This is a genomic window from Burkholderia sp. DN3021 (assembly GCF_049805555.1).
GTDB lineage: Bacteria > Pseudomonadota > Gammaproteobacteria > Burkholderiales > Burkholderiaceae > Burkholderia > Burkholderia pyrrocinia_C.
Window position 1 is genome coordinate 143,208 of the sequence record NZ_JBNCAB010000007.1, and the last position, 15,328, is coordinate 158,535.

14 protein-coding genes and 2 pseudogenes are annotated in these 15,328 nt (G+C 67.5%); 8 read left to right on the forward strand and 8 right to left on the reverse strand.

Annotated features, from left to right (window positions below):
* The first annotated feature begins 94 nt into the window (after positions 1-94).
* Together ACPUER_RS06550 and ACPUER_RS06555 are read left to right on the forward strand one after the other, a co-directional pair.
* Positions 95-1,147, forward strand: coding sequence for an ankyrin repeat domain-containing protein (locus tag ACPUER_RS06550; protein ID WP_425130666.1), 1,053 nt, complete (start codon positions 95-97; stop codon positions 1,145-1,147).
* A 472-nt stretch (positions 1,148-1,619) separates the two neighbouring features.
* Positions 1,620-1,871, forward strand: a complete 252-nt coding sequence (locus tag ACPUER_RS06555) for a hypothetical protein (RefSeq protein ID WP_425130679.1) — start codon at positions 1,620-1,622, stop codon at positions 1,869-1,871.
* Between the two features lie 116 nt (positions 1,872-1,987).
* Here the strand turns inward: ACPUER_RS06555 and ACPUER_RS06560 are convergent, their stop codons facing one another.
* Positions 1,988-3,145 carry a histidinol-phosphate transaminase gene (locus ACPUER_RS06560; protein WP_425130667.1) on the reverse strand — a complete coding sequence of 386 codons (1,158 nt, stop codon included), beginning with the start codon at positions 3,143-3,145 and terminating at the stop codon, positions 1,988-1,990.
* 122 nt (positions 3,146-3,267) lie between these two features.
* A complete protein-coding gene (locus ACPUER_RS06565; RefSeq protein ID WP_425130681.1) occupies positions 3,268-3,498 on the reverse strand; it encodes a hypothetical protein in 231 nt (76 codons plus the stop codon).
* Positions 3,499-3,746: 248 nt separating this feature from the next.
* Between ACPUER_RS06565 and ACPUER_RS06570 the strand changes: the two genes are divergently transcribed.
* From ACPUER_RS06570 to ACPUER_RS06585, 4 genes are all read left to right on the forward strand, one after another.
* A complete protein-coding gene (locus ACPUER_RS06570) occupies positions 3,747-4,721 on the forward strand; it encodes a helix-turn-helix transcriptional regulator (RefSeq protein WP_425130668.1) in 975 nt (324 codons plus the stop codon).
* Between the two features lie 458 nt (positions 4,722-5,179).
* Complete coding sequence (locus ACPUER_RS06575; protein WP_175963414.1) at positions 5,180-6,166, forward strand: TRAP transporter substrate-binding protein; 987 nt, start codon at positions 5,180-5,182, stop codon at positions 6,164-6,166.
* A complete protein-coding gene (locus tag ACPUER_RS06580; protein ID WP_310136152.1) occupies positions 6,163-6,735 on the forward strand; it encodes a TRAP transporter small permease in 573 nt (190 codons plus the stop codon). Before ACPUER_RS06575 ends, ACPUER_RS06580 begins: the two co-directional genes overlap by 4 nt.
* 4 nt (positions 6,736-6,739) lie before the next feature.
* Positions 6,740-8,092 carry a TRAP transporter large permease gene (locus ACPUER_RS06585; protein WP_072440514.1) on the forward strand — a complete coding sequence of 451 codons (1,353 nt, stop codon included), beginning with the start codon at positions 6,740-6,742 and terminating at the stop codon, positions 8,090-8,092.
* A gap of 146 nt (positions 8,093-8,238) precedes the next feature.
* On the opposite strand, the gene ACPUER_RS06590 is transcribed toward ACPUER_RS06585, so the two are convergent.
* From ACPUER_RS06590 to ACPUER_RS06605, 4 genes and pseudogenes are all read right to left on the reverse strand, one after another.
* Complete coding sequence (locus tag ACPUER_RS06590; protein WP_425130669.1) at positions 8,239-8,496, reverse strand: hypothetical protein; 258 nt, start codon at positions 8,494-8,496, stop codon at positions 8,239-8,241.
* A 32-nt stretch (positions 8,497-8,528) separates the two neighbouring features.
* Positions 8,529-9,224, reverse strand: a pseudogene (locus tag ACPUER_RS06595) (FAD-linked oxidase C-terminal domain-containing protein); the annotation flags it as partial.
* A gap of 304 nt (positions 9,225-9,528) precedes the next feature.
* Positions 9,529-9,759, reverse strand: a pseudogene (locus ACPUER_RS06600) (ABC transporter permease); the annotation flags it as partial.
* Positions 9,760-9,955: 196 nt separating this feature from the next.
* On the reverse strand, positions 9,956-10,213 hold the full coding sequence (locus ACPUER_RS06605; RefSeq protein WP_072440524.1) for a DUF4148 domain-containing protein: 258 nt from the start codon (positions 10,211-10,213) through the stop codon (positions 9,956-9,958).
* Positions 10,214-10,413: 200 nt separating this feature from the next.
* On the opposite strand from ACPUER_RS06605, the gene ACPUER_RS06610 reads away from it, so the two are divergent.
* Both ACPUER_RS06610 and ACPUER_RS06615 read left to right on the forward strand, forming a co-directional pair.
* Positions 10,414-11,091, forward strand: a complete 678-nt coding sequence (locus tag ACPUER_RS06610) for a heavy metal response regulator transcription factor (protein ID WP_175963418.1) — start codon at positions 10,414-10,416, stop codon at positions 11,089-11,091.
* Positions 11,088-12,569, forward strand: coding sequence for a heavy metal sensor histidine kinase (locus ACPUER_RS06615; RefSeq protein ID WP_425130670.1), 1,482 nt, complete (start codon positions 11,088-11,090; stop codon positions 12,567-12,569). The genes ACPUER_RS06610 and ACPUER_RS06615 overlap by 4 nt, the downstream gene beginning before the upstream one ends.
* Here ACPUER_RS06615 and ACPUER_RS06620 read toward each other — a convergent pair.
* Entirely contained in the window at positions 12,550-14,085 is a 1,536-nt protein-coding gene (locus tag ACPUER_RS06620) for an efflux transporter outer membrane subunit (protein ID WP_425130671.1), read from the reverse strand. The two genes, ACPUER_RS06615 and ACPUER_RS06620, sit on opposite strands and share 20 nt — an antisense overlap.
* Positions 14,086-14,116: 31 nt before the next feature.
* The coding region (locus ACPUER_RS06625; RefSeq protein WP_425130672.1) for an efflux RND transporter periplasmic adaptor subunit at positions 14,117-15,328 on the reverse strand (1,212 nt) is incomplete at its 5' end.

A 15,328-nucleotide genomic window follows, 5' to 3' on the forward strand; every position in this document is an offset into this window, starting at 1 on the left:
CTCCGCGAGCCGGATTTCACGTGCAGGCAGCCTTGCGAAACACATTCAGACAACCGATGCATGATGCGTATTCCTGCGATGGCGGAGACTTGCAATGCCGAAAGCAAAAAAGAAGCTGCTACCGAAGGACTTCGAAACGTTGCTCGACGAAGGCAACCTCGCGAAGCTGCAGGCCGTGTTCGACACCTGCGACGTGAATGCGCGCGGCGGGGTCGGCAAACGGACGGCACTGTCGTTCGACCGTTGCCCCGATGACCTTGCCCGCTGGCTGGTTGCGCGCGGCGCAGATATCGGAACGGCCGACGCATACGGCAACACCGCGCTGCACGTGCGCGCCCGCAGCCGTCGCAGTCGTTTCGACGTGCTGCTCGAACTCGGCGCGGACGTTCACGATGACGGTGCATCGATCGGCACCGCACTGCACGCGGCGGCCGATTCGCGCAATGCGCAGTCCGCCCGCGTGCTGCTCGACCACGGCGCCCGCGTCGACGCGTTGAACCGCGACGGGCAGACGCCGCTCGAGCGCGCGCTGCGCACCTGCGGCAATGCGGATCTGGAACACATGGTCGCGCTCGCCGAGGTGCTGCTCGGCGCCGGCGCGGCGAGGACGCCGCCCATGCAGACCAGCGTCGCGGAGATCGGCGAGCGTTTCGAGTTCATGCGCGAGCGCTTCAACCCGGAGTCCGTCGATGCGGCCAGCGCCGCGCTGGAGCGGCTCTACACGCTGTTCGACGTGCCGCCGGTGCCGCGCCGTCAACTGCACGACGCGCGGCGGCCGATCGTCGTCGCGGCCGGCACGTGGCAAGCGCAGCATCGGGCTTTGTGGACGCAACTGGTGCCGGGGGCCGGGCATGCAGCGACGGTGCAGGGCGAACTCATCCGGATCTCGGGCCGCATCGCGTACGAACTCGACCACAACGGCGGCTGCAACTGGGACGCGGATTTCCGGAAGATGGCCGATGCGTTCGCGGCATTCGTGCGCACCGGCACGCCGCTGCCGTCGGCCGATTTGTCGGACGTGGAAGCGGTCGTGCACGACGTCAAGCGCCAGTCCGGCGATCCGGCGCAACTGTGCCGGTTCGCCGTCGCATGGGTGCGCCTGAACCCCGATCCGGTCAAACTCGAGCCGCCGCCTTATCGGCGGTAACCGCGCTCCGTCGCGCACGGGGCGAGATCCGTTCGTGCACGCTGAAAATCCCCGTTTCCGACTCGCCCGACAACAGCGCACCGGCGGCAGGCCGTTCGAGTCGGGCGCGATCGCGCCGCGGCGCCGGCGGGCAGCCACGTGCTCGCCGGCCATTCCGCTTCCCGTCATTTCCTGAAACCGCCACTTCCCCGATTTCGGCCGGCATCCCCACTTTTGGGGATGCCGGCGCCGGACAGTCCGCCTACGATTGGCAGCAGCGCATCGGGGATGGATGTAACCGGAACGCACGGACAGGGTTGCCATTCCGTGTCGAACGCCGGGAATGCCTACGCAGTCGACTGACACAGGCTGGGCGTACGCTGACGGGCAACGTGTGCGGTGCATCAATGCCTCAATGCCTCAATGCATCGCCGCACGATGGCGCGTTGATGACGGAACGCCTGATGTTGCATTTCGGGGAATTTCAATCAATATGCTGGCACGAGACTATGTAGAACGAGAGCTTTCTCACATCCAGAGAATGGTGGCTCTCCTGGACAGCGAGACGATCGCTGACGACGTGTCAATGTCGGGCGCCGCACGCGTGAGGCACCCGAGTTACTGGCGACGGCGGATCGAGGAACTGCTGTCGACGCCCGACGTGCCGCGTCACCTCAGAAAGCTCGGCGAAACGGTGCTCGCGAAAATCGACGAGATGGAATCGCGATACGTGGCGATGAAGTAAGCGCATCGTTGGTCATTGCGCCGACACGCACCGACACGCACCGACACGCACCGACACGCGCCGGCCGCCGCGACGGGCGACGTGGCCGGCACGGCGCACCCGAATGGACGCGATCATCAAACGTCGCTCTTCATCGCGCCATCGACCGCGTGGTCCGCTGCCGGTTCGTTCGCCGTCACCGCAAGCAACGCCGCGCGAAACGCGGCCATCTCCACCGCGGTGCCGATGGACACGCGCAGGTATTCCGGCGGGCCGGACTCGCGAATCAGGACGCCGTGGCGCAGGAGCCCGCTCCAGATCCGGTGGCGATCGGCAAACTTGCCGAACATCACGAAGTTGGCGTCCGAATCGGCCACGGTGAAACCCTGGCTGCGCAGCCAGCAAACGATTGCGTCGCGCTCGGCCTTGATCGCGTCGACCTGCGACAGCATCTCGTCACGCGCGACCAGCGCCGCGCAGGCGGCCGCCTGCGTAAAGGCGGACAGGTGATAGGGCAGCCGAACCAGCTTCAGCGCTTCGACGATCGCAGGCGCGCATGCGCAATACCCGACGCGGCCGCCCGCGAACTTGAACGCCTTGCTTAGCGTGCGGGTAACGACAAGCCGCGGATGGTCGGGCAGCAGCGTCACCGCGCTGCGGACGCCTTGGCGCCGGAACTCCGCATACGCTTCGTCGACAACCACCACGCCCGGCGCGATGTCGAGAATGGCGCGGATATCGTCGACGGGAAGCGCGGTTCCGGTCGGGTTGTTCGGCGACGTCAGCAGAACCACGCTCGGCCGATGCGCGCGGATGCTGTCGATCGCCTGATGCAGATCCAGTGCGAAATCCTCGGTACGCGGCAACATATGCAGGCGCGTGAAGGTCGTGCGGCAGTATTCGTCGTACATCGGATACGCGGGCGTAAAGGCCAGCGCCGCTCGCCCCGGGCCGCCAAACGCCTGAAGAATCTGCTGGATCACTTCATTCGAACCGTTGGCTGCCCAGACACTCGATGCGTCGATCGTCACGCCTGTGTCGTGCGTCAGATAGGCGGCCAGATGCGTTCGCAGCTCGGCAAAGTCGCGGTCGGGATAGCGGTTCGCCTGCCGCGCCGCGTCGGCCACGGCAATCGCGATGCGCTCGACGAGCGATGGCGACGGCGGATACGGATTCTCGTTGACGTTCAGGCAGACCGGCACGTCGAGCTGCGGCGCTCCGTACGCGTGCTGCAACCTGAGATCCTCCCTGAGCGGCAATTCCGACAAGGACACTTCCTTCCACGGTCGTTGCATTGAAAACACTCCGTACGTTATCGATTGATCGGCGCAGCAAGTTTTTAAGGCGACAAAAAACAAAAAAGGCGCCGGAGGCGCCTTGGTTGTCGTCTTGATCGGGACAGCGCCCGATGCAAGTGCTAGATGCGAAACGATCCACGGCGCAACACAGGGCGTCCGTGGTGATGGTGCAGGTGGGTCGTCGCGTTTCGAATCTTCATGCGCTGCATCATGACATACGCCGACCCTGATGAATAGCCGGCGTCGTGATGAATTCCGCGGTTGCGCGTTGCAATCCCGATCGGCGTTGTCGAGCGCCAGGGTCCGTCATTGGTGCGGAAAGGAACCGAAAGCTTGTCGAGAATGGCCATTACGTCTGACGATAAGCGGTAACAAACGTGGTATTCCGAATCAAATGCGCACCGGTAATTTGAACAATGCCGCTGGTTGAGTAAGATGCGCGCAAGACGTTCAACAAAAACGCACGGCGCGGGGTAGCCAGATGCAACGGAACGGATTGATTCCATCGGCATGGATCGATGACATCTATGCTGCGGCACTGGGCGATCAGCGATGGGAAACGGCGCTGGACGGGCTGCGATCGACGGTCGGCGTGCGCATGGCTACGCTGCTGTCGTTCGACGACGCGGCGAGGGTGCCGGCGATCGAGCAGGCGGCCGGCGACGACGCGTCGTGGGTCGCCGCGTGTTATCACACCTACAACACCGAGTTCTACCGGTACGACCCGGTCGTGCCGGTCGCCGGCAACTGGCCGGCGGGCCGATGGTTCGAGGACGTCAAGCACCTGTCCCCGCGACAGCGCACACACGGCGTGTTCTATCAGGAATTCCTGCATCCTTACGGGCTCGGCAGCATCTCGGGCCTGTATATCCATCGCCAACAGGGTGCAGGCGCATTCCTCAGCGTACAGAGCGGCCCCGAATCGCAAGGTCTTTCCGACGATCAGCGCCGCACGATCGAAATCATGGGTACGCATATCAGCCGCGCGCTGCGGATCCAGGCGCGCATCGGGGAACTCGAGGCGCGCGTGGCCGCAGCGGAATCGGCGCTCGATGCGATTCCGGTGCCGGTGTTCCTGCTCGGCGCACATCGCGAACTGCGTTATACGAATCGCGCGGCCGATCAACTGATCGCGGCGGAACCGGCGATGCGGATCGTGAACGGGCGCTTCGCGCCGGAAGGCTGCGTCGACGATGCGCAATGGCGGCACGCGTTCGCGTGCGGCGGGTTGCTGCTGCGCCGTGCGACGGGCGAACCGTTGTCGCTCGCGCTGATGCCGATTCCCGAACAGTCGCGCCTCCTGCGTGAACGGCCCGGCGTCGCGGCACTGATGACGGCCGCCGACCTGCGTTCGCCGGCGGCCCGCGCGCAGCGGCTGCGCGTGTTCTACGGGCTGTCGTCGGCCGAAGTCGATCTTGCCGTGCTGCTGTGCTGTGACGGGCTGTCGCCGCAGGAATGCGCGGCGCTGCGCGGCGTGTCGATCGGCACGGTCCGCGCGCAGATCAAATCGATCTACGCAAAGACGGATGTGGCACGCGCGGCGCAACTGACGTCGCTGGTCATGCAGACGTGACGGCGCGGCGAGCGCCCGCGCTTGCACGGATTCCTCCCGAACCTTCGTCGTTCCGCCGCACACGATGCGTGTGCCGGCGCGTACGCTTGGCCGCGCGCGGGCATGCTTGTGTTGTGGTCAGTCATCCTATAACAAAGGCAGCCGAAGCGGAAGATTGCTTTCCGGCGTCGGGAAACCAGCCACGCGGGCACCTGATTCAAACGCGGACCCATTTCCGGAAAACGTTTTGCCGAAAATCGCCAGAACAGAGAACGCGATTCCCAGACTTCTGCCAAAAACCCCGGCGGCAGTGGTTATAGGGGTATGCACCAAGTGAGTTAAACGATTAACCGACGTACATTCGCGTCAACACATCATACGACGTATGACTCTGCGGCTCAGGGGAGAGCGCATCGCCGACGAACGCGCATGCCGACGGATCGCCGCACGACAACGAACGACCATCAAGGAGACTCACCATGAAGCATCGATTCACCGGTTCCCGTACCGCACTGGCCGTCGCGCTGCTGGCCGGCTTCGCGATGTCCGCGCAGGCGCGCGTGTTCCGCTCGGCGGACGTGCACGGCGACAACTTCCCGACCAACATGGCGGTGAAGTTCATGGGCGACGAGCTGTCGAAGCAGACGGGCGGCAAGGATTCGATCAAGGTGTTCGGCAACAGCGCGCTCGGTTCCGAAAAGGACACGGTCGACCAGGTCCGGATCGGCGCGATCGACATGGCGCGCGTGAACGGCGCGTCGTTCAACGAGATCGTGCCGGAATCGCTGATCCCGTCGTTCCCGTTCCTGTTCCGCGACGTCGATCATTTCCGCAAGGCGATGTACGGCCCGGCCGGCCAGAAGATCCTCGATGCGTTCACCGCGAAGGGGATGATCGCGCTGACGTTCTACGAGAGCGGCGCGCGCTCGATCTACGCGAAGCGCCCGGTGCGCACGCCGGCCGACATGAAGGGGCTGAAGGTGCGCGTGCAACCGTCCGACCTGATGGTCGACGAGATCAGGGCGATGGGCGGCACGCCGACGCCGATGCCGTTCGCCGAGGTGTACACGGGCCTGAAGACGGGCCTCGTCGACGCGGCGGAAAACAACCTGCCGTCGTACGAGGAAACGAAGCACTACGAAGTGGCGCCCGACTATTCGGAGACGCAGCACGCGATGACGCCTGAAGTGCTGGTGTTCTCGAAGAAGATCTGGGACACGCTGTCGCCGCAGGAGCAGGCGGCGATCAGGAAGGCGGCGGCCGATTCGGTGCCGTACTACCAGAAGCTGTGGACCGCGCGCGAGGCGTCCGCGCAGCAGGCGGTGGCGAAGGGTGGCGCGAAGATCCTGCCGGCCGCGCAGATCGACCGCGCGGCGTTCGTGAAGGCGATGCAGCCGCTGTGGACGAAGTATGAAAAGACGCCGCAGATGAAGCAGATCGTCGACGAGATCGAGGCGACCAAGTGACGCGTCGCACTTCCCTGAACGGCGCGGCCACCGCTGGTTCGCCGGCCGCCGCCCCGGACGGCGCGGCGCCGGCGCGGCCGCACGCCGCGCCGTTCCTGCGCTGCGTGAACGACGTGCTGTTCCGCGTGCTGGCCGTGATCGCGTCGGCCTGTCTCGCGGTGCTCACGGTGCTGGTGTTCTACGCGGTGGTGATGCGCTATGTGTTCGAGAACGCGCCGGATTTCGTCGAGCCGATCGCGCTGCTGCTGGTGATCGTGATCGCGATGTTCGGTGCGGCGATGAAGGTGCGCGACGGCGGCCATATCGGCCTCGATTCGCTCGTGCGTCGGCTGCCGCCGAACGCGCGCACCGTGGTCGTCGCGATCCAGCACCTGAGCCTGATCGCGTTCGCGATCGCGATCATGGTCGGCTGCGGCAGCATGGCCGCCGAGACGATGGGCGACCGCATTCCGATCATCGGGCTGCCCGAAGGCGTGCGCTACCTGATCACGATGCCCGCGGCGGTCGCGATCATCCTTTTCTCGCTCGAGCACCTGCTCGCGCTTCGTCGTTCTTCGTCGGGACAATAACGCCATGGAACTCGCGATCCTGTCCGTCAGTTTTCTGATTTTCCTCGTGCTCGGCGTGCCCGTGTCGTTCGCGCTCGGGATAGCCTGCGTGCTGACCTATATGGTCGAAGGCTTGCCGATCGCGACCGCGATGCAGGCGATGATCTCGGGGATGAATGCGTTCTCGTTCCTCGCGGTGCCGTTCTTCATCTTCTCAGGCGAGCTGATGCTGCACGGCGGCATCGCGGACCGGATCCTGCGCTTCGCGCAGGCGACCGTCGGCCATTTCCGCGGCGGCCTCGGGATGGCGAACGTCGTCGCGTGCACGCTGTTCGGCGGCGTGTCGGGCTCGCCGACCGCCGATACGTCGGCGATGGGCGGCGTGGTGATTCCGCTGATGAAGCGCGAAGGCTACAGCGCCGCGTACGCGGTCAACGTGACGACGCATGCGTCGCTCGCCGGCGCGCTGATGCCGACGTCGACCAACATGATCATCTATGCGTTCGCCGCGCAGGGGATCACGGGGATGCTGCACGGCCAGCCGGTGAGCGGCGTGTCGATCGGCGACCTGCTGTTCTCGGGGCTGCTGCCCGTGCTGTGGGTGATGGGCTTCGTGCTCGCGGCCGCGTACTGGCAGGCCGTGCGTCACGGCTATCCGCGCCGTGCGGACGGCTCGTCCGCGCTGCCCGCGTTTCCCGGCTGGTATGCGGTGCTGCGCAGCTTCGTCGGCGCGGTGCCCGGGCTGATGGTGATCGCGATCATCCTCGTGTGCGTCGCGAAGGGGATTGCAACCGCGACCGAAGCGGCCGCGATCGCCGTCGTGTACTCGCTCGTGCTGACCGCGATCGTCTACCGCACGCTGACGGTCGAGAAGCTGCGCCGCGCGCTGTCGCATGCGGCGCGTACGACGGGTGTCGTGCTGCTGCTGATCGCGGTGTCCAACATGCTGCGCTTCCAGATGTCGTACCTGGAGATCCCGGATGCGATCGAAGGGCTGCTGAAGCAGTCGACCGCAGCGCCTTGGCTGATGCTGCTGTACATCAACATCATCCAGGTGTTCCTCGGCACGTTCGTCGACATGGCCGCGCACATCCTGATCACGACGCCGCTGTTCCTGCCGATCGCGATGGCGTGCGGCGTCGGGCCGGTGCAGTTCGGGATCATGCTGCTGCTGAACTGCTCGCTCGGCCTCGTGCATCCGCCGATCGGCTCGGTGCAGTTCGTCGGGTGCGCGATCGGCAACGTGTCGATCGGCGAGACCACGAAGATGGCGTGGCCGTACTACCTCGCGATCTTCAGTGCGATCAACATCGTCACGTACATGCCGTTCTTCTCGACCTGGCTGCCGAGCGTCATCAGCGGGCACGCGGTGTTCTGATCGCGCGTTGCGCTTGTCTTCACCCATCGCGGGGGGGGACGACCGAGGTTGTCCCGCGCCGCAGTTGCATGTGCGGTTGCCTTGGCTTTACCTGAAGACGCATGAACACGACGACACGCTGTCGTGCCGCTCGCCGCGAGCATGGCCTATGTGTCGACCGACGCATCCGGATCGACCGCATTGCACGGCGCCCCATCATCCGGCCGCCCGTCGCGCCATTGCGCAAGATCGCGCCACAGCGCCGGGCGCGCGTGGTCGCGCGGCGGCAACTTGATCACATGCGCGACGCCGCGCACGTTGACCACGACGCCCGAGTCGGGCAGCGTGGCCGGGATACCGGAGAACGGTTGATCGGCGTCCGGTTCGGATGCGGTGCCCGGGCCGGGCGGGCGTCGAAACATCATGCGAATTCTCCGTGGCGCCGCGATACGGCGCGTCAATAGCGCACACGCCCGATCAATCCCAGCGGGTCGATCGCGTGCTGGACGGCGGCGGCGACCTGCCGGTGTGCGGCCGGCACATGCTTGCGGTAGTACGCGACGTTGGCCGGCCCGACGCCATGTTCTGCGCTGAAGCACCCGCCCGCGCGCACGACGCGGTCGTACAGCGCGCCGCGCAGCGCAACCTGCTGCAGCGGCCCGTACCGTTGCGCGCTGGCGTGCGGGATCGATACGACGAGATGGCAGCCGCCGTCGCCGAAATGGCCGAACGCGTGACAGCGCAGCGACGGATGCGCCGCGGCCAGCCATTGTTCCGCGTCGGCGACGAATGCAGCCAGCGCACCGCGCGGAAACGACACGTCGAACGACAGCGGGATGCCTTCTTGCGCGACCGCGACCGGCAGCGCGTCGCGGATCCGCCAGAACCGTTCCGCCGGCGCGCAGGCCGCGTCGAGCACCACGCGTTCGTTCGCGAGCGCGTCGAGCGTCGCGACGGTGCGCTCGTCGAGCAGCGCATCGAGCCCCGGCATGCCGGTTGCGATTTCGACGAGCGCGTAGCACGCGGCATCGTCTGCCGCGAACGGAACGCGCAACGCCGGAAACGCGGCCGCAACACAGCCGACCGCGGCGGCCGACATGAATTCGAACGCCGACAGCAGCTCGCCGAACGCGCGCTCGAACGCGAACGTGCCGTCAACGAAACCGCCGTCCGACCAAGCGGTATGCACGATGCCGACCACCAGCACGCAGATGAGCATCGCGGCCGGCCCGAGTTCCTCTCCCCATAGGCGGCTACCCGCAGGCGACACGAGCGCGAGCACGCCGCCGATCAGGAACGCGTGCGTTCAGCGCACGTCCGGCTGTTCGGGCCCGAGCCGGCCGTAGAACAGGAACACGATCGCCGGCAGGAAGTTGCTCGCATGCAGAAGGTAGTCGGTTATGGGATTGGTCGATTTCATCCGGGTTTTCTCCTTCGTCGAAACAGCGGGCGACGCGTCATGCGTCATGCCAGCGGAACAGCCGCGCGGCGGCGAACAGGAACAGCGCCGTGCTCGCGGCCATGCCGAGCAGTTGCGGCGCGAGTTGCGCGTACGGCGCGCCGTCGACCAGCGCGCCGCGCAGCGCGACGGCGAACTGGTTGGTCGGCAGGAACGCGAGCACAGCCTTCAGCCATGCCGGCGCGTCGTGCATCGGAATCGTCAGGTCACTGAAGAACAGCAGCGGATGCCGGTCGCGAAGAACGCGCCATAGTCGAACCCGCAGCGTGCCTGGCGCGATCGTTCGACCGGCGCGCGCCAGTTGGCCTTCGGATGGCGTGGCGATGAAGAAACGGGCCAGTGCGCTGGCCTTGGCGTCGGGTGCGCGTGCATCGCGGGCCGGCACGACATCCGGCTGTCGGCCGGATGCCGGTGACATGCCGGGATCAAGTTCCGGCCGAAGCCGTCGCGATCGGCGTCGCGTCGTGATGCTGGATCGCGTAAATCTGGCGATTTCGCGCGATCTCCGCGTGCGACGGCGGATAGTCGTTCCGGTTCGACGGCAGCAGGCCGTCGGCTTCGGCATCGATCAGTTGCTGGCGCACCTCGGCGCGCGTGAGCGGCGCCTGCGTGGACTGGGCAAAGGCCTGCGCGCCGAACGGCAGGCTCAGCGTGGCAACGACGAAAGCGGCGACGAGTTTCATGATGGCTCCTGGACGGATGAGTGAACGGGCGAGTGGGGATGGGCCCACGCTTCGAATTCTGGCTGCCGCGGCAGTCACCACCCTGACCCGCCGATTACGGTTTCGTAATCCGGCCGTGGCGCGCTTGCGCGCTGCGGTTCGCCCGCCCCGTTTCCCGGTAACATCGGCGCATGTCACCACCGAATGCGACGGAGCCGATGATGCGCATCCTGATAGTCGAAGACGAACCGAAGACCGGCGCGTACCTGAAGAAAGGGCTCGAGGAGTCCGGCTTCAGCGTCGATCTCGCGAAGGACGGCGGCGAGGGCCTGACACTCGCGCAGGAAGAGAGCTACGACGTGATCGTGCTCGACGTGATGCTGCCCGTGCTCGACGGCTGGAGCGTGCTCAAGCGGCTGCGCGACACGCACGCGACGCCCGTGCTGTTCCTGACCGCGCGCGACGACGTGCAGGACCGCGTGCACGGCCTCGAACTCGGTGCGGACGACTACCTCGTGAAGCCGTTCGCGTTCGTCGAACTGCTCGCGCGGATCCGCACGCTCGCGCGCCGCGGGCCGCCGCGCGAGACGGAGCGCATTTCGGTGGGCGACCTGGAGATCGACGTCGTGCGCCGCCGCGTGAAGCGCGGCACGGCGAGGATCGACCTGACGCCGCGCGAATTCTCGCTGCTGCAGTTGCTCGCGCGCAGGCAGGGCGAAGTGCTGAGCCGCACTCAGATCGCGTCGTACGTATGGGACATGAATTTCGACAGCGATACCAACGTCGTCGAGGTCGCGATTCGCCGGCTGCGCGCGAAGATCGACGACGAGTTCGCGGTCAAGCTGATTCATACGGTGCGCGGCGTCGGTTACGTGCTCGAACCGAAGGAAGCCGCATGACGCTCGGCCGCTCGCTTGGCGCGACGCTCGCGCTCGGGTTCGGCGCGACCCTGCTTGCCGTATTCGCGCTCGTCGGCACATACGTGTACACCGGCCTCGAGCGACAGGTGAGCACGCAGGACGACCTCGACATCGTGCTCGCCGCGCGGCATACGCGCCGGCTGGCGGGCGAACTCGATTCGCTCGACGCGGTGCGCGCGCATGCGGACCGGCTGACGAGCCAGGTGCTCGGCAACGAGGCGCTGTCGCTGGCCGTCGTCGACGGGCAGGGCAGCGTACTCGCGCGCCACAACGTCGAGCGGACCGCGCTCGGGGATCTGCCCGGGACGGCAGCCGGCGCATCGTCGCCCGCGCTGCCGGCGCTGCCCGATGCCGAACTGTTTCCGCCGCACGCGACGCCGGTGCCCGCGAACGAACGGATTACCGCCGACCGGATCGTGACGTGGACCGCCGACGGCGGCACGCCCGTGCGCGGCGTCGTCACCGAGGCCGCGTTGCGCGACGGGACGAAGATCCGGATCGCGATCGCGCGCAACATGAGCGATCGCGCGGAACTGCTCGACGGCTACCGCAACAAGCTCAAGATCGCCGGCGGCCTGGGCGCGCTGTTCGCGATGCTGCTCAGCTACTGGCTGATCCGCAAGGCGCTCGCGCCGCTGCGCGAGATCGTCGCGAACACGGGCCGGATCACCGTCGACAAGCTCGATACGCGGCTCGATGCATCGCGCGCGCCGCGCGAGCTGACGGCGCTGGTCGACGCGCAGAACGCGATGCTCGGCCGCCTGCAGCAGGCGTTCGGGCACCTGTCGCAATTCAGCGCGGATCTCGCGCACGACCTGCGCACGCCGTTGAACAACATGCGCGGCGCGACCGAGGTTGCATTGGCGCGGCCGCGTTCCGCGGACGAATACCAGGCGCTGCTCGAATCGAATCTCGAGGAATACGACCGTCTCGCGCGGATGATCGAGAACGTGCTGTTTCTCGCGCGCGCCGAGCATCCCGGCTTCGTCACGCGGCAGCGCGCCTTCGACGTGCACGACGAACTGGAGCGCATCGCCGGTTATTTCGAAGGGCTTGCGGACGAAGCCGGCTCGACGCTGCGCGTCGACGGGCACGGCCGGCTGACCGCCGATCTCGAGCTGTTCCGCCGCGCGGTCAGCAACCTGCTCGCGAACGCGCTGCGCTATACGCCGGCGGGCGGCGTGATCGTGCTGCGCGTCGATGAAACGGCGGACGCGGTGTACGTGGCCGTCTCGAACCCGGGCGAACCGATCGATCCCGCGCTGCTGCCGCGCATCTTCGACCGCTTCGTGCGCGGCGACCCCGCGCGCAGCGGCGGCGTGCCGGGCGGCACGGCCGGGCTCGGCCTCGCGATCGTGCGTTCGGTGATGGAACTGCACGGCGGCACCGCACGCGTCGAGAGCGATGCGGCCGGCACGCGGTTCATCCTGACGTTCATCAAGACGCCGACGGCGTAGCGGCCGTGTGCGCGGCGACGGTTGCGTCCGCACCCGCATCTGCACCGGTATGCCAGCCGCCGCCCAGCGCGGTCAGCAACCCGACCGCCGCCTCCATCCGGCGCGCGGCGATCTGATCCGACAGACGCCGGTTCGTCAGCGCGATCGTCTGTGCGGTCACGACATCGAGGTAGCTGACGGCACCCGCGTTGAAGCGGTTGGTCGTCAGCCGCAGCGACAGGTCGGCCGCATCGGTCGCGCGCTGCTGGCTGCCGGCTTCCGACGCGAGCGCATCGAGCGTGGACAACTGATCCTCGACCTGCTGGAACGCAACCAGCACGGTTTGCCGGTAATCGGCGACCGTACTGTCGTATTGCGCATGCGCGCCGCGCAGCGACGCGCTGCGGCGGCCGCCGTCGAACAGCGTGCCGGCGAGCTGCGAGCCGAGCGACCAGAACAGGCTCGGTGCGGTGAGCCACGGCGCGAAGAACGAGCTTTCGAGCCCGGCGCTCGCCGACAGCACAAGATCGGGAAAGAATGCGGCGCGCGCCTCGCCGATCTGCGCGTTCGCGGCCGCGACGCGGCGCTCGGCCGCCGCGATGTCGGGCCGCCGTTCGAGCAGTTGCGACGGCACGCCGGCCGGGATCGCCGGCACGTCGAACGATTGCACGCGCGGCGGCAGCGCGAACGTCGACGCGCTTTCGCCGACCAGCGTCGCGATCGCGTGCTGGAGCTGCGCACGCGACGCATCGATGTCGGTGTCCTGCGTGCGCGTCGCTTCGAGTTGCGTCGTGGCCTGCGCGACGGCCGACGCGTCGATCGCGCCGGCCGCGAGCTGCTGTTTCAGCAGCGTCAGCGCGTCCGCATACGCACGCACCGTATCGTCGAGCAGCTGCTTCTGCGTATCGAGCGAGCGCAGCGCGAAATAGTCGGTCGCGAGCGTGGCCGTGACCGACAGCTTCACGGCCTGCAGGTCGGCCGCGCTCGCGTCGGCGTTCGCCTGCGCGCCCGTCACCGCGTCGCGCACGCGGCCGAACAGGTCGGGTTCCCAGCTCGCGGCCACGACGGCCTGATAGTCGGGCGTCGTCTTGCCGGCGAGCGACGAGCCGAGCTTGTTCTGCGACAGGCGCGCGCGGCTCTGCGCAACGCCGGCCGTGACGGTCGGCAGGAGCCCCGCATGCTGGTAGTCGACCATCGCGCGCGCCTGCTGGAGATCGGCGACGGCTTTCTTCACGGTCTGGTTCGACACGTCGACACGCGCTTCGAGCGCGTTCAGGTCGGCATCGTCGAAGACGGTCCACCATGCGCCGCGCGGCGCGGCATCGGCCGGCGCCGCGACGTTCCAGCCCGGCTGGGCGGCGGGGGCGTTCGAAGCCGGTATGCCCGAAGCCGGTATGCCCGCATAGTGCGCGGGCACGGCGACGGCGGGCGGCGAATAGGGCGGCAATGTCGAGCACGCGGACAACGCGGACAACGCGGCGGCGACGCCGAGCGCGACGACGCGGCGGGTGAACGGAAGCGGACGGAGGAAGCGCATGATGAGTATCTCGTGAGCGTTCGTGAACGGATCAGCCGCGAACGGGCGTTGAAGCTGCCGCCGGTATCGAAGCCGGCGCCGCGACGGCGGCAGGCGTCGACGCAGCCGCGCCGGGCGCTGCCGCTGCGCCGGTTGCCGGGCCAGTCTGCACCGCCGGTGCGGCCGACACGATCTTCACGGTTTCGCCGGCGGCAATCGAATCGCCCGGGTTGTCGATCACGCGATCGCTCGCGGCGAGCCCCGACACGATCTCGACGCGCGTGCCGAAATCGCGGCCGATCTGCACGGTCTTCAGCGCGGTGGTGCCGTTCGCGGCGACGGTCGCGACCGTCACGCCGTTCGGCCGGAACAGCAGCGCGCTGACGGGCAGCTCGAACGCCGGGGCCGCGCTCGGCACGAGCAGGTGCGCCTGCGCATACGCGCCGGGCAGCAGCGCGCCGTCGCCGTTGTCGACGTCGATCTCGACGCGCAGCGTGCGCGTGACCGGATCGATCGCGCCCGCGCTGCGCGCGACGCGCGCGGCGAAGCGCCGCCCCGGATACTGCTGCGTGGTCAGGTAGACGGCGGTCCCGGTCGTCACGCCTGCCGCGCTGTCCTGCGGCACGTCGACGAACACGCGCAGCGTGCCGGTCTGTTCGAGATGGAACAGCTCGCCGGACAGGCCGGGGCTGCCCGGCGTGCCGCCCGCGGTGACGAGCGTGCCGACGTCGACGTTGCGCGCGGTGATCACGCCGTCGAACGGCGCCGCGACCGATTCGTACGACACCAGCTCGGTCAGGTGCGCGACGTTCGCCTGCGCGGAGGCCAGCATCGCGCGCTTCGCGTTCATGTCGGCGACCTTCGTGTCGGTGTCCTGCTGCGATACCGATTGCGTCTTCAGCATGTCCTGCCAGCGCTGCGCGGTCGATTTCGCGTAGTCGTAGTTCGCCTGCGCGGTCGCCGCGTCGGCGCGCGCCTGCCGCAACTGCGCGTCGAGGTCGGGTGCCGTGATCTGCGCGAGCGTCTGCCCGGCTTTCACGTGCGCGCCGATGTCGGTGCTCCAGTGCGCGATATAGCCGCTCGTGCGTGCATAGATCGATGCTTCCGCGTACGGCATCACCGCGCCCGGCAGCGTCAGCGTCTGGTCGGTGGGCGCCGTGCCCGGCAGGATCACCGACACCGGCAGTGCCTGCTGGGCGGCGACCTGCACGCGCTGCGCGGCGCGCGCGTCGATGCGCGGCACGATGTCGGCGGCCAGCAGCGC

What these genes read in the sequence shown, in the direction of transcription:
- ACPUER_RS06550 (WP_425130666.1), top strand. Translation starts at nt 95, where the DNA reads ATGCCGAAAGCAAAAAAGAAGCTGCTACCGAAGGACTTCGAAACGTTG.
- ACPUER_RS06555 (WP_425130679.1), top strand. Translation starts at nt 1,620, where the DNA reads ATGCTGGCACGAGACTATGTAGAACGAGAGCTTTCTCACATCCAGAGA.
- ACPUER_RS06560 (WP_425130667.1), bottom strand. Translation starts at nt 3,145, where the DNA reads ATGCAACGACCGTGGAAGGAAGTGTCCTTGTCGGAATTGCCGCTCAGG.
- ACPUER_RS06565 (WP_425130681.1), bottom strand. Translation starts at nt 3,498, where the DNA reads ATGGCCATTCTCGACAAGCTTTCGGTTCCTTTCCGCACCAATGACGGA.
- ACPUER_RS06570 (WP_425130668.1), top strand. Translation starts at nt 3,747, where the DNA reads ATGGCTACGCTGCTGTCGTTCGACGACGCGGCGAGGGTGCCGGCGATC.
- ACPUER_RS06575 (WP_175963414.1), top strand. Translation starts at nt 5,180, where the DNA reads ATGAAGCATCGATTCACCGGTTCCCGTACCGCACTGGCCGTCGCGCTG.
- ACPUER_RS06585 (WP_072440514.1), top strand. Translation starts at nt 6,740, where the DNA reads ATGGAACTCGCGATCCTGTCCGTCAGTTTTCTGATTTTCCTCGTGCTC.
- ACPUER_RS06590 (WP_425130669.1), bottom strand. Translation starts at nt 8,496, where the DNA reads ATGATGTTTCGACGCCCGCCCGGCCCGGGCACCGCATCCGAACCGGAC.
- ACPUER_RS06605 (WP_072440524.1), bottom strand. Translation starts at nt 10,213, where the DNA reads ATGAAACTCGTCGCCGCTTTCGTCGTTGCCACGCTGAGCCTGCCGTTC.
- ACPUER_RS06610 (WP_175963418.1), top strand. Translation starts at nt 10,414, where the DNA reads ATGCGCATCCTGATAGTCGAAGACGAACCGAAGACCGGCGCGTACCTG.
- ACPUER_RS06615 (WP_425130670.1), top strand. Translation starts at nt 11,088, where the DNA reads ATGACGCTCGGCCGCTCGCTTGGCGCGACGCTCGCGCTCGGGTTCGGC.
- ACPUER_RS06620 (WP_425130671.1), bottom strand. Translation starts at nt 14,085, where the DNA reads ATGCGCTTCCTCCGTCCGCTTCCGTTCACCCGCCGCGTCGTCGCGCTC.